We start from the raw sequence: 25,755 nt of genomic DNA, 5'->3' as shown, positions 1-25,755 counted from the left end.
AAGGAGAGTTGGTTGTCGGGAGTAAGTTAGTAGCCACTTAGGTGGCAGGTCCGGAACTTTATGGCGATGAGTTTGCCAAGCTTGCTGGTTCAACGATATCGTAACTTTTGTGAGGCAGAATCAAAGGGTTCAAGCCTATGGGTAATCGACTCCCCGAGGGGATGGTCAAACGTAAAGCCGAGATCACAGCAGATGCCCTGTTGGATGTGATTCAAGGGTTGATTGATGAAATGCCCACTGTCGGGCAGCAACGAAACCGGTTGGATCTGGACTCTCGTCTGGAGCGCGACCTGGGTCTGGACAGTCTCGCCCGTACTGAGTTGATTGCCCGGATCAATGAGCGATTCAACCTGCTCATGCCTGATGAGGGGCTGCTTGCGGAAACACCCCGTGGGCTCTTGATCCTGATGACACAAGTTGCCGGTGTACCAGGAACTCAAGTGACAGAGGCAAGGCCGTCACTCCCTGATAGCGGTGTTTCTGCTCCCACCACAGCATCAACACTGATGGAGGTGTTGTCGTGGCACCTGGATCATCAGCCGAAACGACTTCACATACTGCATTATGGCAGTGATGAAAATCCTGATGAGCTGAGCTACCAAGACCTTTGGTCGGGTGCGTCGAGGGTGGCGTCCAGTCTATGGCAACGATCGATCAGACCGGGGGACCGGGTGGCATTGATGCTGCCGACCGGTGAGAGCTATTTTTTCAGTTTTTTCGGCACCCTGCTGGCGGGCGCCGTGCCGGTACCCATCTATCCTCCGACTCGCCCCTCCCAGCTTGAAGAGCATCTGACTCGCCACAGCCGCCTACTTCAGAACGCCGGTGTGCGTCTGCTGATTACCATACCAGCGGCACACAAGGTGGCGCATCTGCTCAAGATCCAGGTGCCATCTTTGCGGCATATCGTCGACTGGAACGAACTCGACAGTGGGTCGGGTACGCCACCCTCCGTACTCAGACAGGCAGATGACATTGCCTTTCTGCAATACACCTCGGGCAGTACAGGGGATCCCAAAGGGGTCATGCTCACCCATGCCGATCTTCTGGCCAACATCCGAGCCATGGGAGAAGCGGTTCAGGTCACTCCCGATGATGTGTTCATCAGTTGGCTTCCGCTCTACCACGATATGGGGCTGATCGGCGCCTGGCTCGGCAGTCTCTACTTCGGTATGCCGCTGGTAGTCATGTCCCCGTTGCACTTCCTGGCGCACCCAGCCCGCTGGTTATGGGCGATCCACCATCACCGGGGTACCCTCTCCGCATCCCCCAACTTTGGTTACGAGCTCTGTCTCAACAAGGTGTCGGAAGAAGAGATTGCCGGGCTCGACCTCAGCAGCTGGCGCTTCGCCTTCAATGGTGCAGAGCCCGTCACTGCAGCGACCATGCAAGGATTTGCCGAACGTTTTGAACCCTATGGTTTTGACGGGGGCGCACTGGCACCGGTGTATGGTTTGGCGGAGTCGGCTGTGGGTTTGGCTTTCCCGCCACCCCGGCGCGGTACGGTTATCGATTGGATCAACAGGGATCGATTTATGCTCGATGGGGAAGCGGTTCCGGTATCGGAAAACGATCCTGATCCGATGGCCGTCGTAGGCTGTGGTCGAGCGCTCAACGGCTATCAGGTTCAGGTGGTCAATGGTAACAATGAGCCTCTCCCTGACCGCATGGAGGGGCGGTTGGAGTTTAAGGGACCATCGGCCACCCGTGGTTACTTCGAGAATCCAGCCGCCACGGCGAAACTGTTCCGCGACGGCTGGGTGGATACCGGTGATCGGGCCTATCTGGCGGATGGGGAGATCTTTATTACAGGACGCCTCAAGGAGATGATCATCCGTGGCGGACGCAACATCTATCCCTATGAATTGGAGCAGCAGTTGGGAGAGTTGGATGGCATCCGTAAGGGCTGTGTGGCGCTGTTTCCCAGCAGTGACCCTGCCACTGGAAGTGAGCGTCTGATCGTTCTGGCCGAGACTCGCGAGACAGACCAGCAACGCAAAGCGCGCTTGCGCCAGGCGATCCTGGAGTGCTCTACAGACCTGTTGGGGATGCCGCCGGATGATCTGTTGTTGGCGCCACCGCACACAGTGCTGAAGACCTCCAGCGGAAAACTGCGGCGAGGCGCGATGCGTGAACTCTATGAGCGGGGGGAGCTGGGGCGGCGTCAGCGTCCGCTGGTGCTGCAGGTGATGAGCCTGTTGTTATCGGGCATGGGACGTGGGCTGCGTAGTCTCTACCAACGTGCAAAAAGCTACCTCTTTGCAGGCTACGCCTGGATGGTCTTCTATATCCTGGCGCCACTGGTGTGGCTCAGTGTTCTGTTGCTGCCGCGCCTCTCCTGGCGTTGGGCTGTGGTGCGTTGGGCGATTCGCATCCTGAGAGGGCTTACTGCCACACCACTCAGGGTGGAGGGGATTGAAAACCTTCCATCGGCAGACCAACCTGTCATCCTGGTAGCCAACCACTCAAGTTATCTCGATACCCTGGCATTGATCGATGGCTTACCGCGGGATTTTATCTATGTGGCGAAACAGGAGCTGGCGAGTAAATCTTATGTCAGGCAATTTCTGCAAAGGCTTGACACACTGTTTGTCGAGCGCATCGACAGTCGGCGCAGTGTTATGGCCGTAGAGGAGTTTGCCAGTCAACTCGCTGCCGGACGGTCGCTGGCCTTCTATCCGGAAGGGACCTTCCGAGCTGAACCGGGGTTGTTACCATTCCGTATGGGCGCATTTGTAGCGGCGACCCAGAATGGGATACCTGTCGTGCCGGTCACGATCAGAGGAACCCGCGCGATATTAAAATCCGATTCAAACTTTCCTCACCACGGCGCGGTACGGATCATCATAGGAGCTGCATTGGAACCAAAAGGTGATGATTGGGCGGAGGCGGTTCGCCTCAAAGATGTAGCCAGAGAGGTGATTGCTCACGATTGTAACGAGAGGAATCTTGGGTTTGAGGATCAGGTTGATCTGAGAGAGTAATACATTACCAATAAATAATAATGAGAGCCAAGGATCTGTAATGCATTATCATTGTGACTCTGTATACGGCAGACACTTTGCCTCTATCCTGATCTCCAATGGATCGTCAGATGTTGAATGTTTTTCGCGCAGGTAGTTCATGACGCTTTCTGCTGTGAACTTGGGCGTGGTAAGTATATCCATGCCAATGCTCTTCAACCCTTTTGCAGTCCATTCGTTACAAGTATTCCACAGATGATAGCTACCGGCCCCTTTATAGAATTGGCTGTCGCCATAAATACCTTCACTGAGTGGTTCCACTTCAGTCAAGCTGTTCTTACTGAAGCTGTTTGAAATAAACGCAACCAATGAAGTGATCTCATTGTCATTCAGACAAAGCAGCTCTATTTCACTGTTGCCGAAATAACCGCTGACATTTACGGGGACAGCCACCGCATGAACCACGGTTTCGGTTGGCCACAGGATTGCTCTTAATGCGAGGCCGGTGGTGATCTCCTTGGCCTGATAAAACTTCTTATCACCCCAGCCGAACTCGATATTACCACTATGTCCAAATCGATCCTCTAAAGTGGGAATGGACTCATAGACTTTTTTCGATGGAATGACAAAGCCGGTATGCCACTCGTGACTTACGACATAGACCTGATGATGACCGGCTGAGTTGTAATCGTCAGCATGTTGTATGACATTGGGCTTATCTGAACAGGCGGGCAGAAAAAATAGGCAGACAAGGAAGAGGGATGCCTTTATGGTTTGGTGGTTTAATCTTCCAGTCAGCTTGTCTGTGCTGATTAGCGTCTCTTTAAACATTAGTAGTTCACAGTGAAAATAGTTTGGTATAACCAGCATCATCACTATTTAAAATATCTTTTTTAAATATTGATATCACGCTAGTGATCGCTGTGTTATCAATAATCATTATTGTATATCCGATATTTTCATAGAAGCGTGTTTAATGTAGGTGGGCTTTGCATGGGAGGATTTGTGGTGAACAGCCAGACTGATTCCAGGATCCATTTCGTCTTAACTCTGTAAATATCATATATAACGATAGGATAATGATGAAACATGCTGTAAATGATCGCAGAGGCCAAGAGTTCTACTGCGGAATTCTCTGGTTTTTTACCGGACAGGTCTGTGATTCTTACCGGACAGATAATTAGAAAATTATTAAAAAATTACTCTCTAAACCTGATTATTGTTCACTTGCTATGATGGTAGGTTGCTCTTATTCTAATTCCATAACCATACACTATGGCTAGTTAAAATAACTATTACCCAGAGGAGAAAACAATGTTGGTAAGTGACTATATGAGTTCATCGCCCGTTACCGTTCAGCAGGAAGACAACTATGATCTGGCATTTGAGATCATGGAAGAAAAGAACATGCATCATCTACCCGTTGTCGACGCAGGAAACCAGGTCGTTGGCATCGTTACCCGGCGTGATTTACAGTTGGCCGCTCGCTATTTCAAAGAGGCGCCCGTAGAAATTTCAGAAGTCATGCATACGCCTGTATTGACAACCTCGGCAGGTACTTCACTTGCCACTGCAGCACAGCAGATGAATGATAATCGAATCGGTTGCCTGCCGGTTTTAAGTGACGATCAGCATGTGGCAGGTATGCTGACTGAAACTGATCTGTTTCGTGCATTGACTGATCTATTGAAGAACTAAAAAGGTCAGTGAGGCGCTTTCAGGGGCATCCATTGTTTGATTAAAGAATCCTGTTGTACTGCTTGTGCGTAACTTTTTTGACTCTCTATATCGATAATGATGGGTGTCCTGGTCATTCGAGTCAGTGACGGTCGTAGTGATATTCCAGCAGAAATAAAGAGACGCTGGACTTTGGGAGATCTATTGTTCCTTCCGAATGATGCCTGTCCTGGTATTTCCTGGTATTTCACCCCGGTTTATCGACAATATTTGCATTTTACAGTAAGGCACTATATGGTGTGAGTTCTGCAAGATCTTAGTCCTTCCTTTAAAACCTGATATTCGCTGTCTCCTCGCTAGATACACCCGAATCATGTTGTACAGTGTTTTGCCTAGATTTGTGGTGAACATCCGTCTAAATGTCGGATAAATATTAATATATTTGAGGTATATAGTGATGTCTGAAAAGCAAACCGGAACCGTCAAGTGGTTCGATAGTGGCAAAGGTTTTGGATTTATCGAACGGGAATCAGGAAAAGACCTGTTCGTTCATTTCCGATCCATCGTCGGCGAAGGCCACCGCAACCTGATGGACGGTCAGAAGGTTGAATTTACCGAGACGCAGGGTGCCAAAGGGCCACAGGCGGAAAACGTCGTTCCGCTGTAACCCGCTGTCTGGAAAGAACTTGCCTCACTCACGAGGCAAGTTCAGCCTCCTCTCTCCGAATCCCGTCAATCCCTTCCTTTCAAATTGGATTGATCAATATTCATTCAACAAAGGCCATGCACATTGATCACCCTCTCAGTACGCGGACTGCCAAGATCGACGACCGAAGCCTCTCTCACCGCCCTCTTTGCTGAATACGGAACCGTTCGTTCCCTCAAACTGGTAAAAGACCTCTTCTCCGGTGAATGCAGAGGCTTCGCAACCCTCGACATGGAAGGCCATGAGGCCCGTGCAGCGATTGCGGCACTCGACAACAGCGATCTCAATGGAAGTCTGATACGTGTGGGACCCGATCGAGGTAAAAAAGGACGTGGCGGCAAACGGCGCTGATTAAAGGGGTCAGAGCCCTTTTTTATATCTGCTTCTGGATTTAATCCGGCGTCCACACCTGGCTATACCTGCAGTACATAGAAGCTGTTCCTCAACTTTATCGCGAAACAAGTCATTACCCAGCGGTGTGCCTGTCTGCCACGATTCGCGAATACGTTTCATATCTTCCTTGTCGATATGCCCTTCAAAAAGCTTTTGATAGGCATCGTATCTTTCTCGCTTATTCCGGCCCAAAGCACGATAAATCTGATGTGGCTTGATAAAATTAATTTGCCGGCACAGATATTGTGGCAAAAAACTTGACCATCGGTAATGTCCGGGTAGTTCAACCATATCTTCACGTTCAGGATTAAGCTCTATGTAGCGCATTACGGTTAAAAAGTAAGTCTCTTCCTGAACCAGGCTTGCTTTATGACGCCCCTCCCAGATTGAACGACTTTTACCGTATTTGTGATTCAAAAAAACCGGGGATCGAGAGTGACCCCGCTGTACAATATGAACCGGTACTTCGGGCGAATAAAATCGAGGCTGTCCTGGCATCGTTTCTTCCTTGAAATCGATTGGAAAGTTCACTCTATCACACGTAGCAGAAACCCTTAATGGGCTTTGACCCCTTTAATAAACCCCAATATTTACCACGATGAAGGAACTCGGATTTAAGTTTATACATCCTAATAGAGAGACAAATCACTGAGAGATGCCTGCAGTCCAGGTAAGCGAAAGTGGTTGGAGCGTTCGATAATGGAAAAATGGTTAAAAGGCACGATAGTCGAAAAGCGTCACTGGAGTGATAAGCTCTACTCGCTACGCTTCAAGGCCCCGGTGGATGCCTTCATCGCTGGACAGTTCACTCGTCTGGCCCTCGATATCGACGGCGAACGTGTTGCGAGACCCTACTCATTCGTCAACCCACCGCAGGATCAGCTGCTCGAAGTCCATTTCAACGAAGTGGAGAACGGCCCATTAAGTCCTAGACTAGCTGCACTGAAGCCAGGCGATCGGATCTGGGTTACTGCAAAAGCCAACGGTTTTTTCACTCTCGATCAACTGCCGCAGAGTGATAATCTCTGGATGATCGCTACTGGAACAGCGCTGGGTGTCTATCTCTCCATTCTCCGTACCGAGCTTCCATGGCAACGATTCCAGCAGATCGTCCTGGTACACAACGTTCCCTACAAGGGTCTACTCAGCTATGGTGAGGAGATCACCAATCTGACACAGCTTTACGGCGAGCGTTTCCGCTATCTACCAATCATCAGTCAGGAGCAGGTTGATATCGCCCTCCAGGGGCGCATTCTGGCTGCCCTCGAGGGTGGTCAACTTGAGAAGCATGCGGGTGCTGCACTTACCTCGGAGAAGTCCCACGTAATGCTTTGCGGGAACATGGGTATGATCCGGGAGGTCTCTGCAGCCCTCGAGGCCCGGGGCATGCGTAAGCATCGCAAGAAGGAGCCGGGGCACTTTACTACGGAGAAGTATCACTGAGTCCCGATTGGCAGATTAATGACGATTACACCCATTCCGGTCTAAGCTTCTTGATGCCTCAACAAGATTAAAGGGGGTAAAGCACTTTAAACGAATCAATCAACCTGCTTGTAATTGAAAAGGGTACTGACCCCTTTAATTCTTTAATTCGATAGAGAGCAGAAAACCAGGCAATGGCGCAAAGCGCCAAAGCCCGCCCGCAAGCGCGGGAAGTGAGGAGAGGAATAAAACCCTTTTCAGGTATGCCGAAGCGTATGCCCAGGCAAACGTCCCATCTGTAACGATAAGTGCTCTTTCCATTGATCAATTGTCTTGGTGGTCAGTTGGGTCCGTCCACATACCGGGCATTCGTATCTCGATTGCTCAGTGTGCCCTTCCTGCTGGGTTTCGAGTTTGGCCATGAGAGAAGCGCAATGTGAACAGTGCATGCTGATTTACCTCGTGTTAACTCTTCAGTTCAGTCCCATTTCAACGCGCCGCCGGTCTGGTATTCGGTGACACGGGTTTCAAAAAAGTTTTTCTCTTTCCGCATGTTGGCCTGTTCATCCAGCCAGGGCAGGGTCGCTTCCGCACCGGGGAAGGGTTCCTCGATGCCGAGTTGTCTGGCGCGACGGTTGGCGGTGAAGCGGAACTGGCCGATGTGATCCTCTTTGGAGTAACCCAGGATCGGGTCGCGCAGGATGTAGCTGGCGTAACCGATCTCGGCGGCTTCCGCTTCATCCCACATTTCGCGCATCGCCTGTGGGTCGAGGGTGATGTTCTCTTCCAGGATAATCTGTTTCACCACGCGGATGCCGAAGGAGGCGTGCATCACTTCATCGCGCATGATGTATTGCAGCTGCTCGGCGGTGCCTTTCATCAGTCCGCGACGCTGCAGGGCGAAGATCGGGCTGAAGCCGTTGTAGAACCAGCAGCCTTCGAAGATGGCAGCAAAGTAGATGTAGGCCATGACGAAGTTCTGTAACTCGTTCGGATCGCGCAGGTTGATGTCGGCGCGCAGGATCGAGGAGAGGCGTCGGTTGGTGATCTGGATCTTTTTGTTGATCTCCGGAACCACTCGATAGCGGTTGTAGATCTCTCCCTGGTCGAGGCCGATGGTCTCGATGCAGTGCTGGTAGGTCCAGGTGTGCAGGGACTCTTCATAGACCTGACGGGCCTGGTAGATCTGCAGCTCGGGGGCGGACATCTTCTCCATTACCGCCAGGCCGATGTTGCGCATCGCCAGGATGTCGGAGGTGGTCAGGTAGGAGAGCACGTTCTCATAGACGTGACGCTCTTCCAGTGTCAGCTTGTGCTGATAGTCGTGGACGTCCTGGGCCATGTTGATGTCCAGCGGGGTCCAGTGGTTCTTGTTGGCGTTGAGGAAGTACTCCCAGGCCCAGGGGTACTTGAAGGGGGCCAGCTGGTTGATGTCGGTCATGCCGTTGATGACCCGCTTGTCATCCGGATTGACCGGCTCCATGGAGGTGACTTCCGTGATTTCCGGCTCGACCTGCTCTTCGATCTGTAACGCACGGGCCGCCTCTTCCACCACGTGAGGATGGGCCGCTGTGGTCTCTTTTACCGCCGGGGCAGGGGCGGCTTCCTGAAGCTTTGGCTTGGCGAGTGGATCATCCCAATTCAGCATCTCTTATTCCTCTTTTATTCTGGTTCGCTTGGTGGTTCAGCTCATCGCCTATTGGCAGGCTTCACAGTCCGGGTCGAGTATCGAGCAGGCCTTGGGGGTGTCGCTGCCATTGCTGCCGATCAGGTCGACGCCGTTGCCGCCGCTGCTCTCCTGCACCGAGGTTTTCTCCGCACCGGTGGCGCCCATGGAGCGCAGGTAGTAGGTGGTCTTCAATCCCCGCACCCAGGCCAGCTTGTAGAGATTGTCGAGCTTTTTGCCCGAGGGCTCGGCCATGTAGAGGTTGAGGGACTGGCCCTGGTCGATCCACTTCTGACGACGGGAGCCGGCTTCCACCAGCCAGCGTGGGTCGATCTCGAAGGCGGTGGCGTAGATCGCCTTCAGCTCTGCCGGGATACGGTCGATGGGCTGCAGGGAGCCGTCGTAGTATTTCAGATCGTTGATCATCACTTCGTCCCACAGACCGAGCTTTTTCAGGTCGTGGACCATGTAGGGATTGACCACGGTGAACTCACCGGAGAGGTTCGATTTGACGAACAGGTTCTGGTAGGTGGGTTCGATCGACTGGCTCACCCCACAGATGTTGGAGATGGTGGCGGTGGGTGCGATCGCCATGGTGTTGGAGTTACGCATGCCCTGCAGCTGGACCTTATCCCGCAGGCTGGCCCAGTCGAGGGTATGGCTCTCGTCCACCTGCAGGTAGTCGCCACGCTCCGCTTTCAAAAGCTTCAGGGAGTCGATGGGCAGGATGCCCTGGCTCCACAGTGAGCCCTCATAGGTGGAGTAGCGGCCACGCTCTTCCGCCAGATCCGATGAGGCCTGGATGGCGTAGTAGCTGACGGCCTCCATGGCCCGGTCGGCGAAGCCGAGTGCCTCTTCCGAGGTGTAGGCGAGGCGCTGTTTATAGAGGGCGTCCTGGAAGCCCATGATACCCAGGCCCACCGGGCGGTGGCGCAGGTTGGAGTTTCTCGCCTGGGGCACGCTGTAGTAGTTGTAGTCGATGACATTGTCGAGCATGCGCATCGCAGTGGTCACCGTCTTCTCCAGCTTGGCCATGTCCAGGCCGTGCTCAGTGGTGTGAGCGGTGAGGTTGACCGAGCCCAGGTTGCAGACTGCGATCTCCTGATCGTTGGTGTGCAGGGTGATCTCGGTGCAGAGGTTGGAGCTGTGCACCACGCCCATGTGCTGGTTGCTGTAGCGCAGGTTGCAGGGATCCTTGAAGGTGATCCAGGGGTGACCTGTCTCGAACAGCAGGCCGAGCATCTTGCGCCACAGCTCCGTCGCGCTGACGGTTTTGTAGATGTCCAGCTCACCTCTGGCGGCCTTCTCTTCGTAGGCGGTATAGGCCTTTTCGAAGGCCTTGCCGGTGAGGTCGTGCAGGTCGGAGGTCTCGTTGGGGGAGAAGAGGGTCCAATCCTTCTCTTCGGCGACCCGCTGCATGAACAGATCGGGAATCCAGTTGGCGGTGTTCATGTCGTGGGTGCGACGACGCTCGTCACCGGTGTTCTTGCGCAGCTCGACGAACTCCTCGATGTCGATGTGCCAGGTCTCCAGGTAGGCGCAGACCGCGCCTTTGCGCTTGCCGCCCTGGTTGACCGCCACCGCGGTGTCGTTGGCCACCTTGAGGAAGGGGACCACACCCTGGGATTTGCCGTTGGTGCCTTTGATGTGGGCGCCGAGACCACGAACCCGGGTCCAGTCGTTGCCCAGGCCGCCGGCAAACTTGGAGAGCAGGGCGTTATCCTTGATGCTGCTGTAGATGCCGTCCAGATCGTCGGCGACGGTGGTCAGATAGCAGCTGGAGAGCTGGGGACGCAGGGTGCCGGAGTTGAACAGGGTTGGGGTCGAGCTCATGAAATCGAACGAGGAGAGCAGGTTGTAGAACTCGATGGCGCGACCTTCCCGGTCGATCTCATTGATCGCCAGACCCATTGCGACGCGCATGAAGAAGGCCTGGGGCAGCTCGAAGCGGGTGCCGCTCTCACTGTGGATGAAGTAGCGGTCGTAGAGGGTCTGCAGCCCCAGGTAGGTGAACTGCAGATCCCGCTCCGGTTTGATGGCGCTGATCAGGCGCTCCAGGTCGTATTGACCGAGACGGGTGTCGAGCAGCTCCAGATCCTCCGCCTGTTTGATATAGCGTTTGAAGTAGTCGCCATAAAGACCGGCCATGTCGGCCTGGGTGTTGATCGAGGTATGGATGTCGAGAAAACCGAGGGCCTCCCGGCGCAGGATGTCGAGCAGCAGGCGGGCGGCGACCTGGGAGTAGTTGGGCTCCTGATCGATCAGGGTGCGGGCGCTCATCACCAGGGTCTGGGAGACGTCGCTCTCTTTCACGCCATCGAACAGGTTGCGGCAGGCGTCCTGCAGGATACGCGGGGCGTCCACTTCCTCGAAGCCGTTGCAGGCCTCATCCACCAGGGCGCGCAGTCGCTCCACATCCAAGGGACGCTGGCTGCCGTCTTCCAGGGTGACATTGACCCGGTGCTCCTCCGGGATGCCTTCGGTCTCGGCCCGCTTGGCGGCCTCTTCCTGGCGTTTCTGGTTCTGACCTTCACGGTAGAGTACGTAGGCGCGAGCCGCCTTGTGCTCCCCGGAGCGCATCAGGCAGAGTTCTACCTGATCCTGAATATCCTCGATGTGGACAGTACCGTTGTCCGCCAGACGGCGGGTCAGGGCGTTGACCACCTGGTCGGTCAGATCCCGTACGGTGTCATGAACCCGGCTCGAAGCGGCTGCGCTGCCACCTTCCACTGCAAGAAAGGCTTTGGTCATGGCGACGCTTATTTTACCAGGATCGAAGTTGGTGACCTTGCCGTTGCGACGAATCACCTGGATACCGCTACTGGTGGTGGATTGACTCTGGCCTGTAGGTTGGTGCATCTCAGGTGGTTGGGGCACTGCAACGGTTACGTTGCTATCGGCTACTGGTGTCGCCATGTCATCTCCTAATTGTTGTTCGTTGGCGGTCATCGTCGTACGGGATGGCCGGGCCGTGGCCTAACGCTTTTAATCTTGTGGTAATTCTGTTGGTCGTATTTGCCGGCAGTTCGTTGACCGCCTTTTCTATGCAGGTTAACAACCCTGCGAGCCGGATTTGGTTGCCGGTCTTATGTCTGGCTGGTGAACTCAGGATAGTGATGTTCAAAACCAGTAAACACAATATATATCGTATCTGGCGGATGTCAACCACAACATATTGTGCATTACCTTGTGGAAAAGGATCCCCAATCTGTGTGCTGTTTGTGGATAACTTCTGGATAGATGCCCGCTTTTCACGGCAAATCATTGGCTTATGATGATGTTTAATTTTTATCCCCAGCCTGGCGTGGTGGTGGAATGGATGGTGCTCGACAGGTGGGTAATCCGGTTTGCCGGTGACTTCAGGGAATTAGTTTCCTTTCGCGAGGCTTGCCGGCTTTCCCGTTGGTGGGACGATGAGGGTGGTTTTGGGGGAGAATATTCCCAATGATCAGCCGCTTGGCGATAAAACTATTGGCATTGCCCATGAGAATGCGTATGGTTGAGTTCCGGGGTAGACCCCGAAGAATAATGATTAATTAACCGAAGATGAGGAGTTGTTTCGATGCTGGTAAGCGAAATAATGTCAAAATCACCGAAAACGGTGACTCCAGACACGAAGCTGCTGGATGTGGTCTCGCTGATGTGCCTGTTCCGTTATAGCGGTCTTCCAGTGGTGACCGATGGCAAGCTGTCCGGGATTATTGCTGAAAAGGATGTCCTGCACAGAATGTTTCCCACCCTTGAAGAGGTGATGGATGGGCTCTCATCACCCGACTACGACGATATGATGAAGCAGTATAAGGATGTGGTGAACCTGAAGGTCTCCGATGTGATGTCTTCCAATGTCGTCACCGTGAGTCCCGATATGCATATCCTGAAAGCGGCAACGGTGATGGTACGGCATAAGTTCCGTCGTATTCCTGTGGCGGATGCGGGTCAGCTGGTTGGTATGTTGAGTCTGGGTGATATCCATAAGGCGATCTTCCAGAGCAATCTGGCGCACACAATATGATTCAGAATTAGTTTCAGATCGACATCGGTCAGTAGCGATGAAAACCCGTGCCTGATGTGCTCGGGTTTTTTATTTGCAGCACTGTTCAGTGCACAACTCGCGTCAGTTCATTCAGGCTGAGATCTCTTTCAGACAATAAAAAACCGGCATCGAGGCCGGTTGCAAAGGCTGTGCCCCGTACCCTTACGGGTACGGATTTATTATTATTGTTGTTGTATTCGCTTCAGAACTCGCCGGTTGCTCCAGCGACCATCACATCCAGCATGGCCTGATTGACTCGAATCGCAATCTCGGTCAGATCCGGTGGCAGCAGAGCGCTGTTGATCAGCATATCCAGATTCAGCATCATCAGCCAGAGTTGTCCTTTCTTGTCTTCCACCATGGCGATACGGCAGGGCATGTAAGCGGCATAGATCGGATCATGCAGGATCATCTGTCTGGCATCTTCCGGGTTACAGAACTGGAAAATGTCCAGGTAGGGGGTTTTCAGGCCGCGCGCTTCAAGCTCTTTGGAGACCTGTTGGCGGGCAACGAACTTCAAATTGATTTCGGCGGCTCTGGACATCAGCGCCTGCACTGCATCCTCTTTGGTAATACCATCTTTAACACTCATCTGCACCACAGTCTGATTGATGTCTGTGATGTTGATTTCAGGTTGATCGCCGGCAACTACTGTGCTCAGGAAGGCCAGATTGACCAGCAGAGCAAATCCCACCGCTTTGAGTGATTTCATAGGGTTCTCCCAGTTATATTCTTTAATCTGCGTTATGGTTATGGTGACCAACTATTTTTTGTTATTGGGCGCCAGTGAAGAGACGTAGGAGAGCAGTGCTTCGATCTCTTTGTCAGACAGATTGTCGAAGGTATCATCTTCCGGATCGTCGTCGTGTACCCGTTTATCCCATTGAAACATCTTGATCTGGCGGAACAGGTAGCGGGGGTATTGCAGTGCCAGGGCCGGGATGCCCTTACGGGATTTGCCCATACCGTTTTTCCGGTGACAGCTTTTACAGTCTCCCTCATAGAGTTCCCTGCCAAGTGCGACATCTCCCCTCCACAGCGGGATATGATTCAACACTGGGTTGATCTTATCAAGATTGATACTTTCGTAATAGGCGGCGATATCATCGATATCATCTTCGCTCAGGGAGTGAAGAGAAGAGGTGACGACCATCCGCGGATTGATGCGGTCTTCGTTGATGTAGGCTTCTATCTGTTTGATCATATAGCCGGCCGGGGTACCTGCCAGACGAGGTGAGGCGGGACCGGGTGTGCCCTGGCCGTAGTGTCCATGGCAGAGTGCACAGCTTCGGGCCTGTTTCTTGCCGTTCTCCAGATCAACTGCATGGGATGCAAACGGGGTTATGAGCAATAAAATTAGGGGTAATAGTAGCCTGTTCATTTTTGTCGGCACCTGTATTGTGTGGTCGCTATTTTTAAGGGTGGGAATTGCTTGGCAAATCCCAAACATTCTAACCTTAGCAGGAAAATATATTTCCCCGGCTTAGAGTGTGTGAATATCCGCTTTTTCAGTCTTCTTATTCTTTTTTTGGCAAACCGCGGAGCCTTATAATTGTGGTTGTATGGCTTTCTTTATTGTGCCGCAGCATGTGCCTCGCTATATTAAACACTGAGACGATTAAATTGGGTATGGTTGTGCGCAATAAAATTGTTTATCACGATATAAAATAAACGTGAAAACTGATGCAACTGCGGAGCAGGATCTGAGCGGTGGCGTGCAAGTGAAAGTGAATCAGGAGTTTCAATGAGAAAGTTTATTATAGCCGCTTCACTGGTCAGCCTTCTGGCGCCGGCGCTGAGTGCGGCCCAGCCAGCCGATGACGCGTTGCGCGAGTATGAGCAGGCGATGAATCTCACCCCGAACCATGAGAATGGTAAAAAGGTCTATAAGATCTGTGCTGTCTGCCACACACCGGAAGGCTGGGGGCTTGAGAGCGGCGCCTATCCTCAGGTAGCGGGACAGCTGTCTACCGTACTGATCAAGCAGTTGTCCGATATACGTGCGAGAAATCGCGACAATCCAACCATGCTGCCCTTTACCTCTCCGCAACTGCTCGGAGGCGCACAGGAGATAGCTGACGTAGCGGCCTATATATCCAAGCTACCCATGAGTCCATACAACGGTGTGGGGCCTGGCAATGATCTTGTTCTGGGAGAGCGACTCTATAAAGACAATTGTGTTGAATGCCATGGCGAACACGGCGAGGGTATCCTGGACGATCACATCCCTTTGATATACGGGCAGCACTACCGTTACCTGTTACGACAGTTCGAGTGGATTAAAAATGAGCGTCGTCGTAATGCAGACAAGAAAATGGTCAAACAGATCCACGGTTTCACTCATCGGGACATTCGCGCCGTACTCGATTATGTATCGCGCATCAAACCACCGAAAGAGAAACTGGCTGAGCCAGGTTGGCGCAATCCGGATTTCCCAAAGTTTGCCAGACCAGCGAACCTCCATTCCGGAGCTGGTTACAGCATCGACAAGCGTCCACCAAGGCCAACACGACCCTAGCGGGTAGAGCGCTTCGGGTTGGATTTGATTTAAAGTTGCCGCAGGGTGACATGACAGATTGTCACCTTTAATGGATTAACGGCCATGACATCGGTGCAGTGAGATCACTGGCTTGACGAGGCGAAAAAAAGCGGGGCAATGCCCCGCTTTTTTTATTTGGAATCGTTCCCTGATTCCGTGCTGGATTACATGAAAATATCAGCAGTGATATTGTCGAACCAGCTGTAGGCGTATGCCACTTCACGCGCCCGCATCTCTGGGGTGGCGTCGGTTGGGGTCAGACCACCGGAAACCTTGGTGATCTTGGAGCCGTCTTCTGCCAGCTTGTAGACCGCAGCAACGGAGATGCCCCAATCCTTACCAACGATTGAGTAGCAGGTGTTGACGTAGGCCGGTGTACCTGGCTCCTGACCATTCAGCAGAGCAGCAACGCTGGCTGCACAGACTTTGGCTTCAGAGTTGGCCGCATAACCGGACTTCGGCATGCCCTTGGCGATGGATGCGTCACCAATCACGTGGATGTTTTTGTGCATGGTGGACTCGAAGGTGTGCAGGTCAATCGGACACCAGCCACTGTCATTGGTCAAGCCGGCAGCGAAGGCGATCTTGCCCGCTTTCTGGTTTGGAATGACATTCAGTACGTCAGCCTTGATGGTGTCGTCGAAACCGGTGGTCACACTATTTGAACCAGCATCCACTTTAACAACGGCGTTGTCGTTGGAGCCCTGGGCACTGCCACGCCATTCGATCATGGAGTTATCGGTCTCATAGCCATAGAGTGCTTTCCAGCCCTGGGTGAAGAGACCCATCTTGGAGAACTTAGGCTTGGGATCGAGGATGATGATCTTCGACTTAGGCTTGTGCTGTTTCAGATAGTGAGCGATCTGAGAAGCACGCTCGTAGGGTCCTGGAGGACAGCGGAATGGGTTGCCTGGAGGGGCAATCACCACGGTGCCGCCATCTTTCATGGCTTCCAGCTGTTTGCGTAGGGTAACGGTCTGTGAACCGGCTTTCCAGGCGTGAGGGATCTTCTCTGCAACCTTTGCATCGTAGCCTTCCAGGGTCTCCCATTTAAAATCGATACCTGGAGCAACGATACAACGATCGTAGTTGAAGCTCTGGCCGCCTGCGGTTGTAACGGTTTTTGCCTTTGCATCGATGGCGGTTACCACATCGTGGACCACTTTGACGCCGTGCTTGTCGAGACCGCTGTAACCGAACTTGATGGAGTCGATGCTGCGGTCGCCGCCGAGTACCTCATTGGAGAGGTAGCAGGTGTAGTAGTGCTTGTTGGCTTCGATCAGGGTGACCTCAATGGTCGGATCGGCCATGCGTAGGTATTTGGCAGCGGTTGCACCGCCGGTACCACCACCGACAACCACGACTTTCTTGGAAGCGCCGAGGGCAATATAGGGAGTTCCCATCATGCCGACAGCAGTAGCTGCGCCTGCGCCTTTAACAAAACCTCTTCGGGTAATCTTCATGTTTCTCATTCCCCTCTTATTTTTGGCCTGAGGCGTAGAAGTGGTTCAGAGCGTCGATTCCCGCGTCGCCCTCTTTCTTCAGCAGTTGATTAACCTTCTTCTTCATCTTCTTGGTCATTTCACGCTCACCAGATTTGAAGTCGGCCATGGTGTACTCCAGATAGGGGACTAACTGACCCATCAGGATGCCGGAGTCATCATCTGCAGAAGTACCGTTGTCCGCATGACACTTTTCACAGTATTTATCATGCAGTTTGGCGCCTTTTTTGGCTTTGGCGGGATCGAAGTCCTGCTTGGCCATGACAAAGGGTTGTTTACTGAAGTATTCACCCATCGCCTTGATCTCGTCATCGGTATAGCCTTTGGCGATACGGGTCATGATGGTGGATTTGATGTCACCCGCTTTGAAGCCTTGCATGACTTCTTCGAAGTAGACGGCGGAGATTCCACCGATACTGGGTGATGCTGGGCCGATGCTGGCACCATTGGTACCATGGCAGCCGGCACAGGTGTGAGCCAGCATGGAAGCGCTGGCGCCCGACATCAGGGGTTTGTCAGCAGCGAAAGCCGCAGATGAGGCACTGAGGGCCAGTGCGCCGATCAGGGCTCTCTTGAGATTGTTGTACGCCATGTTACCTCCTTTGGTATTTAAACAGGCTTACACTAGTTACAACAGGGAACATGACGAACCCTGTCACACGAACCGGAGCAGTAAAATGGGACTGTTCCTGTTGCGTTCAGCTTGGAGGGAGGCGTTATTGCTCATTTATAAGCCGTCTTTTTTAACAAAGACGTGCCGTTCTCCACCCAGGCTTATGCTCTTTTTATTTTAAAAGGCCTGAAACTGTGTTGTGTTTCTTTTTAACCGCAATATCGGCTGCGGTATGACCCTCGTTATCTTTATTCGTTTTGTCTGCGTTGTGCTGCAGTAGCAGCTTGACTATCTCTTCCGAGCCGGTACGGGCTGCTTCCATCAAGGGTGTGACGCCATCATGGTCGGCCAGATTGACATCGGCACCGGATTGCAGCAGCAGCTTGACGCTCTCCAGCTCGTCCTGGCCTACCGCCCAGATCAGTGCTGTCGCGCCGTCGTTATCCTGCTTGTTGATATCGGCTTTATGGGAAAGCAGGGTTTTAATCGTCTCCACATGACCCTGGTCAGCAGCCAGAATCAGTGCGGTGGAGCCGTTTTTATCCCGGCTGTTTAAATCTGCATGGTGTTTGGCCAACATGGCGACCGTTTCCGCATGGCCTTTCTCGGCGGCCATCATCACTGCATTATGCCCATGCTTGTCGGATGCCTTGGGATCGGCGCCTTTGAACAGCAGCTGCTCAACCATATCGGTGATACCGTAACGTGCGGCTATCATCAGTGCATCCCATCCGGCACGGGTTCTGTCGTGCAGGTTGGCACCTCGCTCCAGTAGCATGGCGGTGAGCGCCGGGTGGCCGTTCTCCGCGGCAAAGGTGAGTGCGCTGCAACCGGCTACCGTGCGGGCGTTGACGTTGGCGCCCCGGTTCAACAGGATCACAACGGTTTCAAAATTGTTGTTTTCTACAGCAATCATCAAGGCATTTTTGCCGAATTTATTCGCACTGTCTGGGGAAACGCCCTTATCCAGAAGCTGAGTGACGGTTTCCACATCACCAACATCCGCTGCAAGCCGCAGTTCCCTCTCATCTTCAGCGCTTCCCGCCATAACCTGAGCGGTCAGCAGCATCGTGAGTGTGGCAATTAACAGTCTGGTTGTTTTCATGAATTATCTACAAACCCTGGTATAAAAAAACGGTTGTGTCAGATAGCGACCATCATGGTGTGTCAGGTTCCTCGGGCTCATCCGGCTCCTCGTGCGCGACACCTGCATGACAATCGATACATGCTTTGCCTTCATCCATGGCTTTCGGGTGTCGTTTACGGGCACTGCGATCCTGTTCGCTCAGATCCATATTCTCAAACTCGTGGCACGAGCGACACTCTCTGGAATTCGAAGCACGCATTTTGTCCCATACCCGGTTGGCCATATCCCAACGGTGGGCCTCGTACTTCTCTTTGGTATCGATGGTGCCCAAGATCTCGTGGTAGACATCTTTGGCTGCCATCACTTTGGCGATCATTTTGGGAATAAAGGGCTCGGGAACATGGCAGTCTGCACAGGTTGCCTGGACGCCTGAAGCGTTTTTATAGTGCAACGTCTCTTTGTACTCCTCCAGATTGACCTTCATGGAGTGACAGGAGGTGCAGAATTCCATCTCGTTGGTATAGGCCATTCCCATACTGAATAGTCCGGAAAAGATGATGCCGGCTATAAAGATGATGCCAACCAGTATCAAAGATATCTTGCCAGCGGACTGTTTGGCAGTGCGCTCTCTGATCATACTCCACCCTCAGTTTCGGAAAAGTCGTTCCTTTCCCTTGTCGTTTGTTTGTTGTCCCCCCTATATCCATACAGGAAGAGGCATTTTTCTTGACTGTGGGATGTTACGTCAACTTGGTAATCAATGCAAAAAATACTCTGTAAACAAACTCATATGACTGTATTAGTAGAAACTAATCAGAAACCCGGAAAGTCACGTCGGGTATTCTGACCGTCAGATGGCCGGCAAGTTTGCCATTTATGATCGGTCTTGCCTACTGTTGACAGTCTTTTGATTAGCGTTTTTTGCTTGTCTGGCGAGCTGTTGAGGGGGTGAAGGGTGGTTCTGATCTGGTGGGGAATGCCACTTTCGATCAACATCTCAGCACACTGCCAGGCGGCTCTGCCGCTTTTCGGGCTGCCGGTCAGCGCGGCATAGTCTTCAGCCAGCGCCTTGATATCGAGGCCAACCCAATCCACCAGTGGCAGCAGTTCGGCAAACCGCTGCGGATAGGGGCCGGCGCTATGCAGACCAACCAGAAATCCCATCTTTTTTATATTTTTTACCGCTGCAGGCAGTGCAGCTTGTAGGGTTGGCTCACCGCCACTGAAGACCACCCCATCGAGGAGTCCTCGCCGTTGATCGAGGAATGTCGTGATCTCATGCCAGGGGATCGGGTTTGTCGCCTCTCTCGGTATAAGCTCAGAATTGTGACAGTAGTCACATTTTAGAGGACAGCCTTGGCAGTAGATCACGGCAGACAGATGGTCAGGATAGTCGATCATGGTGAGCGGTGTGATCCCTCCCACCACCAACTCTGACGGATCTGTCGATTTCGGGGATGGTTTGAACATCGCCTGTCAGGGGTGTGGTGTGAGTCGATCGGTTTTACGGGATATCGGCTCCTGGTAGCAGAGACGTTCCGCCTGCTCCGCCTGTTTACCTGGATTGAATGCGGATATCGGACGGTGATAACCCATTACCCGGGTCCAGACTTCGCAACGAGTGCGTTCTTCATCTTTCAGTTCAATTGTTTTGTTCATTGAGTTGCTCCTGTAATTTCTGTTCACGCAGACGTTGATCGCATTCAGGGCAGAACTCGTGCTCGCCACTCAGGTAGCCGTGAACAGGACAGATGGAAAAGGTCGGGGTGATGGTCAGATAGGGGAGACGAAATTTTTCCAGTGATCGCTTGATCAGGTTCCTGCAGGCCTGGGTGCTGCTGATGCGTTCATTCATATAGAGGTGGAGTACGGTCCCGCCGGTATATTTGCACTGCAGGGACTCTTGATGTTGCAAGGCAGCGAACGGGTCCTCGGTATAGCCGACCGGCAGCTGGGATGAATTGGTATAGTAGGGAGTCTGCGGGGTACCGGCCTGCAGAATTTCAGGAAACCGCTGGCGGTCAATCTTGGCGAAGCGATAGGTGGCGCCTTCTGCCGGGGTCGCCTCCAGATTGTAGAGATGACCGCTCTGCTCCTGGAAGCTCACCATCCTCTCGCGGATATGATCGAGAAACCGCTCAGCCAGTGCCTTGCCCTCTGGCTCGGCGATATCCCAGCGGTCACCGCTGAAGTTGCGGATCATCTCATTGACACCGTTGATGCCGATTGTTGAGAAGTGGTTGCGCAGTGTGCCCAGGTATCTCTTTGTATAAGGAAACAGCCCGGCGTCCATGTGGCGCTGGATCACCTTTCTTTTGATTTCCAGGCTGTTACGGGCCAGGCGCAGGAGCTCATCGGTGGCTTTCAGCAGCCCTGTTTCATTGGCAGCGAACTGATGACCGAGACGGGCACAGTTGAGGGTGACCACACCGATGGAGCCGGTCTGCTCGGCCGATCCGAACAGACCGTTGCCCCGTTTCAGCAGCTCCCGCAGATCGAGTTGCAGCCGGCAGCACATGGAGCGCACCTGGTGCGGGCTCAGCTCGGAATTGAGGAAGTTCTGGAAATAGGGCAGGCCATACTTGGCGGTCATGCGGAACAGCCGTTCGGCATTCTCGCTCTCCCAGGGGAAATCAGCGGTAATGTTGTAGGTAGGGATGGGGAAGGTGAAGACCCGGCCTTTGGCATCCCCTTCAGTCATTACCTCGATATAGGCGCGATTGATCAGATCCATTTCGGCTTGCAGTTCACCATACTGGAAGGGCATCTCCATACCGCCGATCACAGGTACCTGCCGGCGCAGATCCTCCGGGCAGACCCAGTCGAAGGTGAGGTTGGTAAACGGAGTCTGGGTGCCCCAGCGGGAGGGAACGTTGAGGTTGTAGATCAGCTCCTGGATAGCCTGTTTGATCTGCTCGTAACTGAGATTGTCGTTGCGAATGAAGGGCGCCAGGTAGGTATCGAACGAGCTGAATGCCTGGGCCCCGGCCCACTCATTCTGCAGGGTTCCCAGAAAGTTGACGATCTGGCCGACCGCACTGGAGAGATGTTTTGGGGGTGAGGATTCGACCTTGCCTGGAATTCCGTTGAGTCCCTCGTGCAGCAGGGTTCTCAGTGACCAGCCGGCACAGTAGCCGGCCAGCATGTCCAGGTCATGAACATGCACTGCGCCACTCCGGTGGGCCTCGCCGATCTCCGGTGGATAGACATGGTTGAGCCAGTAGTTGGCGATCATCTTGCCGGAGGTGTTTAGGATCAGGCCACCCAGTGAGTAGCCCTGGTTGGCATTCGCGCTGACCCGCCAGTCACTACGCTGCAGATACTCATTCACCGAGCTGGAGACATCGAGCAGGGTGCGTCGATCCTGGCGCAGCTTTTTATGTTGCTCCCGGTAGACGATATAGGCCCGGGCAGTCTGCAGGTGGTTGGCGCTGATCAGTACCTGTTCCACTACATCCTGTATCCGCTCGATGTCAGGGTTACTCTGTCGATAGCCGGTGTGGGTCAGGACTTTTACCACCTGAGCGGTGATCAAGGCGGCCTCTTCATCCCCGAATTCACCGCTGGCTTCAGCGGCCAGCAGGATGGCGTTATGGATTTTGGAGGGATCAAAATCCGCTTCGCTGCCGTCTCTCTTTACGATTTTGCTGGGTGTACGGAGTCTCTGTCGCCCAATGGTGGCTTGCATCTCGGTAGCCCTCCGGCGTTATTATCAATGAATATCTATATGTAGCGAGTGATTAATAATTCAAACACAATATATTGTGTTTTCAAGGTCAGTAATTGACTGACATCAAATATCTGATGAAATCTTTGGCTGATCGTGGGTTGAATGGTGGGAGAGGGGCGGCAGCAGAGCCCTGCTGCCGGTTTGTCTGGGCGATCCGGGGTTATAGGCCGTCCGCAACGAACGGATTGGTCTGGCGCTCCTCGCCAAAGGTGGAATCCGGTCCATGACCGGGTATGAAACGTACATCGTCCCCCAGGGGCCAGAGCCTCTCTCTGATTGAACGCAGCAGGGCCTGGTGGTCGCCCCGGGGAAAGTCGGTCCTGCCAATGGAGCCTTTGAACAGTACGTCGCCAACCTGGGCAACCCGGCTATCCCGGTGAAAAAATATGATATGACCTGGGGTATGGCCTGGGCAGTGGATGACTTCCAGCTTCTCATCCCCAAGGGAGACCTGATCCCCGTGCTCCAACCATTGATCCGGAGTGCATTTTCTACCGTCACCAAAACCGAACATATCCGCCTGCTGGTCCATGTTGTCGAGCCAGAAGGCATCCTCCTTGTGTGGTCCCTGGATCGGTACGCCAAGCCTTTCCGCCAGCTCGACTGCGCCACCGGCATGATCCAGGTGGCCATGGGTGAGCAGAATCATCTGCGGTTTCAACTCGAGATCCTCAAGGATGGTCATCAGCCGCTGACTCTCACCGCCCGGATCGATGATGGCGGCCGCGCGGGTGTTTTCACACCAGAACAGGGTGCAGTTTTGCTGGAAGGGGGTTACGGGTATGACTTTGTATTGCATCAGCAGTTGGCCTCAACTTCAGTGCTCGATCTTGTTCAACAGGTTTTCGATCTGGGCGGTTTTTTTCGCGCCGAGAAGGATATCATCGATTACCCCGTCTTTTACCAGAATCAGTGTCGGTGTGGCGCGGATTTTGTACTGCCTGGCCGCTTCCGGGTCGTCGCTGATGTTGATTTTGCTGATGTTCCCATGGTGTCTCGACAGATCGTCGATAATCGGGGTCATCTGTTTGCAGGGTGGGCAGCTTTCACTGTAGAAATAGATCAGGCGACTCTCCGCTTCCCCGCTCTCCGAAGCCACTTCAAGGCCAATCTGTCTTTTCGCGGAGAGGTAGGTAAGCAGCGGTACCAGAATCAGATAGCTGGCAATCAGCAGTAGTATGATCATCACCCAGGACATGGGGCTATCTCCGGTGGTGTTTTTAGATTAGGTTGTTTTTTTCTTTGTCAGTTCTTATTAATCCGGTGACCAAATGGTTCACTTTCAGCCGCCGGGTTTATCGTGTCAGAACAATACTCACGAGATGCTCAAATGCAAGCGTTGGGAATACAGTGCAGCAAACTTTTGTCAAAACCCATCTGCCAGATCTGGTGCAGCGCCTGCCACCCTTGAAGCCCTGAACCTAACCTATTAAGGTGTCGGGTTAATATTGTGACAGAAAAACCATACAGCGCAGGTAGATCATCCATCGATGGAACAGACAACGCTCTTTATTGTGGTCGGGGGACTGTTAGTCCTCACCCTGGTGCTGGCAAGCATCATTCAGCGTTATAACGATTTTGTTGAAGAGCGAAATCAGAAGGTGCAGCGAATCCTCAACCGGGTAACTGAAATCGAGGCGCTGATCGGGCGTATGCCCGGTTTGCCTGTGCCTGCCGAGGTGTTAACCCTGTTGCGGCGGGACATTCATGCCCGTTTACTGGCCCTGCAGCAGATGCATCCCAAGTATGAAGGCATCAGTCAGATGATCCAGGCTGCGGAGCAGGCGATCGGTCAGGTCAAACCTGAGAGTGAGGAGCGGTTGCTCGATACAGCCCGACTTGAGCAGTTCTCCCGGCTGTCGAATGAGATCAGCTGGCTGCTGAAAGAGGATCGGCTATTGACTCCGGTGACCGACACTGTGCGGGAACAGCTGACGTCAAAACTGGAGTTCAGGCGGGTGGAAACCGCTTATCACCACCACATCCGCCAGGCTGAGCGTCTGATAAAGGGCCAGCAGCTGCACCAGGCTCAATGGTACTGCAGTCAGATGAAAACACTGATTGAACCCTGGTCTCATACCAACAAACAGGCAGCAGGCTGGTACCAGGAGGTTCTCAAGATCTGTAAGAAAGTCTCAACTGGATTGAAAGGTGAGGCTCAGTCGAAGGGCTCTTCTTCAAGCTGACCGTTGAGGGGTTCCGAGATTCTGTGGTTCTCATCCAGCCAGTCTCCCAGATCAATCAGCCGACAGCGTTCAGTGCAGAAGGGTTTCCATTTCGAGCTCTCTTCCCAGAGGACCGATTTTCCGCAGTTTGGACAGGGGACTGTGGTCGGGGCGGTTTTTTCCATCAGAAGATACAGGTGGTGAGTTGAAAAGGGATGTCCTGCTTGGATTGGGTCGGTTTTCCCGTGTCCATGGACTCCAGAAAGCGGATGCTGAAGCGGTGCTTGTTGCCGCTGATCTCGGTGAAGACATTGGTCTGGCGTGGCAGGCTGACACGCACCAGCTGGGCTGGTGACGAGGGTTCCAGACTTTTCTGAAAGAAGCCCTGTTGGGCAGTCTCTTCGCTGGGCAGGTTGCTGCCGCGCACCAGATTGAGCAGCAGAACAACTGCCTCCCGGACCGGGTGCAGTTCATGCATCCATTCACTCATCTGATCCTGACGTATTTCGTGGGGCTGGTTGAGCCAGCGATGGTATTGCGGCAGATCGAAATTACAGCCTCCCCCGGGGATGCTGCTGCGTTGCATGATGGCGGTCAGAAACTCATTGTTACGCAGATTACGGGCGATCTGCCCATCCATGCGATAGACCTGATGAATCGCCTGCTCCAGATCGTCGAGTACCAGTCCCAGGGCCTCCATGTTGACGCCGGGCTGCTGGCGCACCCGCTCAAGATTGCTGACATGGCGCTCCAGCTCTTTGAGGATCTCGGTTTTGAGGTCAGAGCGGCCGAATACACTCATGATGCTCAGCAGACCCTCGATCGCCGCCCGGTTACTCCAGATGTCGGCCAGAGGACGAAAGTGGTCCACCTTCATGAACAGGTGCTCCAATCGAAGAAAGGTACGGATCCTTTCATTCAGAGGATGTTCGTAGTGGATCTGGTCTGTCACGAGATTTGGTTCAACCCGTCAGGCGGCGTAAAGAGCGGCCTATTATGTCAGGGGTCGGGCCTGACTGCTAACACGATAGCTGTGGTAATGGGTGCGGCGGTTATCATTTTGTCAAAATCTCCCCAGCTCCAAAAGTTGAACAGCGCCATTGGATAGATGTTAGGGCCTGATAACACGAATCCAATATGCTCTGTTGTGCCTGAAAAAGAGCAAATCAAGCTGCAAGCAGCGTAGTTCGGTTGTTCCAAATGAGTGGCGAGCAACGGTTCGTAGCGCTTTTTCAGACGTAACACCTCAGATTGTATGA

The 25,755-nt window shown here is 53.2% G+C and carries 25 protein-coding genes; 8 read left to right on the top strand and 17 right to left on the bottom strand.

Annotation, left to right across the window (positions count from 1 at the left end; translation table 11 throughout):
• The first annotated feature begins 137 nt into the window (after nt 1-137).
• The gene (locus A3193_RS12720; protein ID WP_235614996.1) at nt 138-2,984 is read left to right on the top strand and encodes an AMP-binding protein; all 2,847 of its coding nucleotides are present in this window, start codon (nt 138-140) and stop codon (nt 2,982-2,984) included.
• 48 nt (nt 2,985-3,032) lie between these two features.
• Here the strand turns inward: A3193_RS12720 and A3193_RS12715 are convergent, their stop codons facing one another.
• Nucleotides 3,033-3,794, bottom strand: a complete 762-nt coding sequence (locus A3193_RS12715) for a TIGR02117 family protein (RefSeq protein WP_083218754.1) — start codon at nt 3,792-3,794, stop codon at nt 3,033-3,035.
• A 483-nt stretch (nt 3,795-4,277) separates the two neighbouring features.
• Here A3193_RS12715 and A3193_RS12710 point away from each other — a divergent pair, with 483 nt between their 5' ends.
• The 3 genes from A3193_RS12710 to A3193_RS12700 all read left to right on the top strand — a co-directional run bounded on the left by A3193_RS12710 (nt 4,278) and on the right by A3193_RS12700 (nt 5,697).
• Nucleotides 4,278-4,661 (top strand): CBS domain-containing protein, encoded by a 384-nt coding sequence (locus tag A3193_RS12710; RefSeq protein WP_069003852.1) that lies wholly within the window; start codon nt 4,278-4,280, stop codon nt 4,659-4,661.
• A gap of 436 nt (nt 4,662-5,097) precedes the next feature.
• Nucleotides 5,098-5,307 carry a cold-shock protein gene (locus A3193_RS12705; RefSeq protein ID WP_069003853.1) on the top strand — a complete coding sequence of 70 codons (210 nt, stop codon included), beginning with the start codon at nt 5,098-5,100 and terminating at the stop codon, nt 5,305-5,307.
• A 123-nt stretch (nt 5,308-5,430) separates the two neighbouring features.
• Complete coding sequence (locus A3193_RS12700; RefSeq protein WP_069003854.1) at nt 5,431-5,697, top strand: RNA recognition motif domain-containing protein; 267 nt, start codon at nt 5,431-5,433, stop codon at nt 5,695-5,697.
• A 9-nt stretch (nt 5,698-5,706) separates the two neighbouring features.
• Here A3193_RS12700 and A3193_RS12695 read toward each other — a convergent pair whose 3' ends face one another.
• Nucleotides 5,707-6,237: a transposase gene (locus tag A3193_RS12695; RefSeq protein WP_141694542.1), complete on the bottom strand. Its 531-nt coding sequence runs from the start codon at nt 6,235-6,237 to the stop codon at nt 5,707-5,709.
• Between the two features lie 201 nt (nt 6,238-6,438).
• Between A3193_RS12695 and A3193_RS12690 the strand changes: the two genes are divergently transcribed.
• Entirely contained in the window at nt 6,439-7,182 is a 744-nt protein-coding gene (locus A3193_RS12690) for a ferredoxin--NADP reductase (RefSeq protein ID WP_069003856.1), read from the top strand.
• Between the two features lie 457 nt (nt 7,183-7,639).
• On the opposite strand, the gene A3193_RS12685 is transcribed toward A3193_RS12690, so the two are convergent.
• Together A3193_RS12685 and A3193_RS12680 are read right to left on the bottom strand one after the other, a co-directional pair.
• Nucleotides 7,640-8,809 carry a ribonucleotide-diphosphate reductase subunit beta gene (locus tag A3193_RS12685; RefSeq protein ID WP_069003865.1) on the bottom strand — a complete coding sequence of 390 codons (1,170 nt, stop codon included), beginning with the start codon at nt 8,807-8,809 and terminating at the stop codon, nt 7,640-7,642.
• A 48-nt stretch (nt 8,810-8,857) separates the two neighbouring features.
• A complete protein-coding gene (locus tag A3193_RS12680) occupies nt 8,858-11,686 on the bottom strand; it encodes a ribonucleoside-diphosphate reductase subunit alpha (protein WP_069015483.1) in 2,829 nt (942 codons plus the stop codon).
• 721 nt (nt 11,687-12,407) lie between these two features.
• On the opposite strand from A3193_RS12680, the gene A3193_RS12670 reads away from it, so the two are divergent.
• Nucleotides 12,408-12,839 (top strand): CBS domain-containing protein, encoded by a 432-nt coding sequence (locus A3193_RS12670; protein ID WP_235614995.1) that lies wholly within the window; start codon nt 12,408-12,410, stop codon nt 12,837-12,839.
• Between the two features lie 223 nt (nt 12,840-13,062).
• Here the strand turns inward: A3193_RS12670 and A3193_RS12665 are convergent, their stop codons facing one another.
• Nucleotides 13,063-13,572 carry a DUF302 domain-containing protein gene (locus A3193_RS12665; RefSeq protein WP_068991676.1) on the bottom strand — a complete coding sequence of 170 codons (510 nt, stop codon included), beginning with the start codon at nt 13,570-13,572 and terminating at the stop codon, nt 13,063-13,065.
• A 51-nt stretch (nt 13,573-13,623) separates the two neighbouring features.
• Entirely contained in the window at nt 13,624-14,241 is a 618-nt protein-coding gene (locus A3193_RS12660; RefSeq protein WP_162272437.1) for a c-type cytochrome, read from the bottom strand.
• 363 nt (nt 14,242-14,604) lie between these two features.
• Here A3193_RS12660 and A3193_RS12655 point away from each other — a divergent pair, with 363 nt between their 5' ends.
• On the top strand, nt 14,605-15,378 hold the full coding sequence (locus A3193_RS12655) for a c-type cytochrome (RefSeq protein ID WP_069015006.1): 774 nt from the start codon (nt 14,605-14,607) through the stop codon (nt 15,376-15,378).
• Nucleotides 15,379-15,563: 185 nt separating this feature from the next.
• On the opposite strand, the gene A3193_RS12650 is transcribed toward A3193_RS12655, so the two are convergent.
• The 9 genes from A3193_RS12650 to A3193_RS12610 all read right to left on the bottom strand — a co-directional run bounded on the left by A3193_RS12650 (nt 15,564) and on the right by A3193_RS12610 (nt 23,529).
• A complete protein-coding gene (locus tag A3193_RS12650) occupies nt 15,564-16,862 on the bottom strand; it encodes an NAD(P)/FAD-dependent oxidoreductase (RefSeq protein ID WP_069003869.1) in 1,299 nt (432 codons plus the stop codon).
• 16 nt (nt 16,863-16,878) lie between these two features.
• Nucleotides 16,879-17,493 carry a c-type cytochrome gene (locus tag A3193_RS12645; protein ID WP_069003870.1) on the bottom strand — a complete coding sequence of 205 codons (615 nt, stop codon included), beginning with the start codon at nt 17,491-17,493 and terminating at the stop codon, nt 16,879-16,881.
• Nucleotides 17,494-17,686: 193 nt separating this feature from the next.
• Nucleotides 17,687-18,619, bottom strand: a complete 933-nt coding sequence (locus tag A3193_RS12640; RefSeq protein WP_069003871.1) for an ankyrin repeat domain-containing protein — start codon at nt 18,617-18,619, stop codon at nt 17,687-17,689.
• A gap of 52 nt (nt 18,620-18,671) precedes the next feature.
• Nucleotides 18,672-19,238: a NapC/NirT family cytochrome c gene (locus A3193_RS12635; RefSeq protein ID WP_069003872.1), complete on the bottom strand. Its 567-nt coding sequence runs from the start codon at nt 19,236-19,238 to the stop codon at nt 18,672-18,674.
• A gap of 176 nt (nt 19,239-19,414) precedes the next feature.
• Nucleotides 19,415-20,071, bottom strand: coding sequence for an anaerobic ribonucleoside-triphosphate reductase activating protein (locus A3193_RS12630; RefSeq protein WP_069015005.1), 657 nt, complete (start codon nt 20,069-20,071; stop codon nt 19,415-19,417).
• Nucleotides 20,072-20,077: 6 nt separating this feature from the next.
• Nucleotides 20,078-20,260 carry an anaerobic ribonucleoside-triphosphate reductase gene (gene nrdD / locus A3193_RS20910; RefSeq protein ID WP_069003874.1) on the bottom strand — a complete coding sequence of 61 codons (183 nt, stop codon included), beginning with the start codon at nt 20,258-20,260 and terminating at the stop codon, nt 20,078-20,080.
• On the bottom strand, nt 20,244-22,289 hold the full coding sequence (locus A3193_RS12620) for a ribonucleoside triphosphate reductase (protein WP_069003875.1): 2,046 nt from the start codon (nt 22,287-22,289) through the stop codon (nt 20,244-20,246). Before A3193_RS12620 ends, nrdD begins: the two co-directional genes overlap by 17 nt.
• A gap of 202 nt (nt 22,290-22,491) precedes the next feature.
• Nucleotides 22,492-23,130: an MBL fold metallo-hydrolase gene (locus A3193_RS12615; RefSeq protein ID WP_069015004.1), complete on the bottom strand. Its 639-nt coding sequence runs from the start codon at nt 23,128-23,130 to the stop codon at nt 22,492-22,494.
• 18 nt (nt 23,131-23,148) lie between these two features.
• Nucleotides 23,149-23,529, bottom strand: a complete 381-nt coding sequence (locus tag A3193_RS12610; protein WP_069003877.1) for a thioredoxin family protein — start codon at nt 23,527-23,529, stop codon at nt 23,149-23,151.
• Between the two features lie 292 nt (nt 23,530-23,821).
• Between A3193_RS12610 and A3193_RS12605 the strand changes: the two genes are divergently transcribed.
• Entirely contained in the window at nt 23,822-24,517 is a 696-nt protein-coding gene (locus A3193_RS12605) for a hypothetical protein (protein ID WP_069003878.1), read from the top strand.
• Here the strand turns inward: A3193_RS12605 and A3193_RS12600 are convergent.
• Nucleotides 24,490-24,681 carry a DNA gyrase inhibitor YacG gene (locus A3193_RS12600; RefSeq protein ID WP_069003879.1) on the bottom strand — a complete coding sequence of 64 codons (192 nt, stop codon included), beginning with the start codon at nt 24,679-24,681 and terminating at the stop codon, nt 24,490-24,492. The genes A3193_RS12605 and A3193_RS12600 overlap by 28 nt on opposite strands.
• Nucleotides 24,681-25,448 carry a cell division protein ZapD gene (gene zapD, locus A3193_RS12595; protein WP_069003880.1) on the bottom strand — a complete coding sequence of 256 codons (768 nt, stop codon included), beginning with the start codon at nt 25,446-25,448 and terminating at the stop codon, nt 24,681-24,683. Before zapD ends, A3193_RS12600 begins: the two co-directional genes overlap by 1 nt.
• Between the last annotated feature and the right edge of the window lie 307 nt (nt 25,449-25,755).

Source organism: Candidatus Thiodiazotropha endoloripes (assembly GCF_001708965.1).
Classification (GTDB): domain Bacteria; phylum Pseudomonadota; class Gammaproteobacteria; order Chromatiales; family Chromatiaceae; genus Thiodiazotropha; species Thiodiazotropha endoloripes.
Note: the sequence above shows the minus strand (reverse complement) of the source record. Positions and strands in the feature narration are given on the sequence as shown.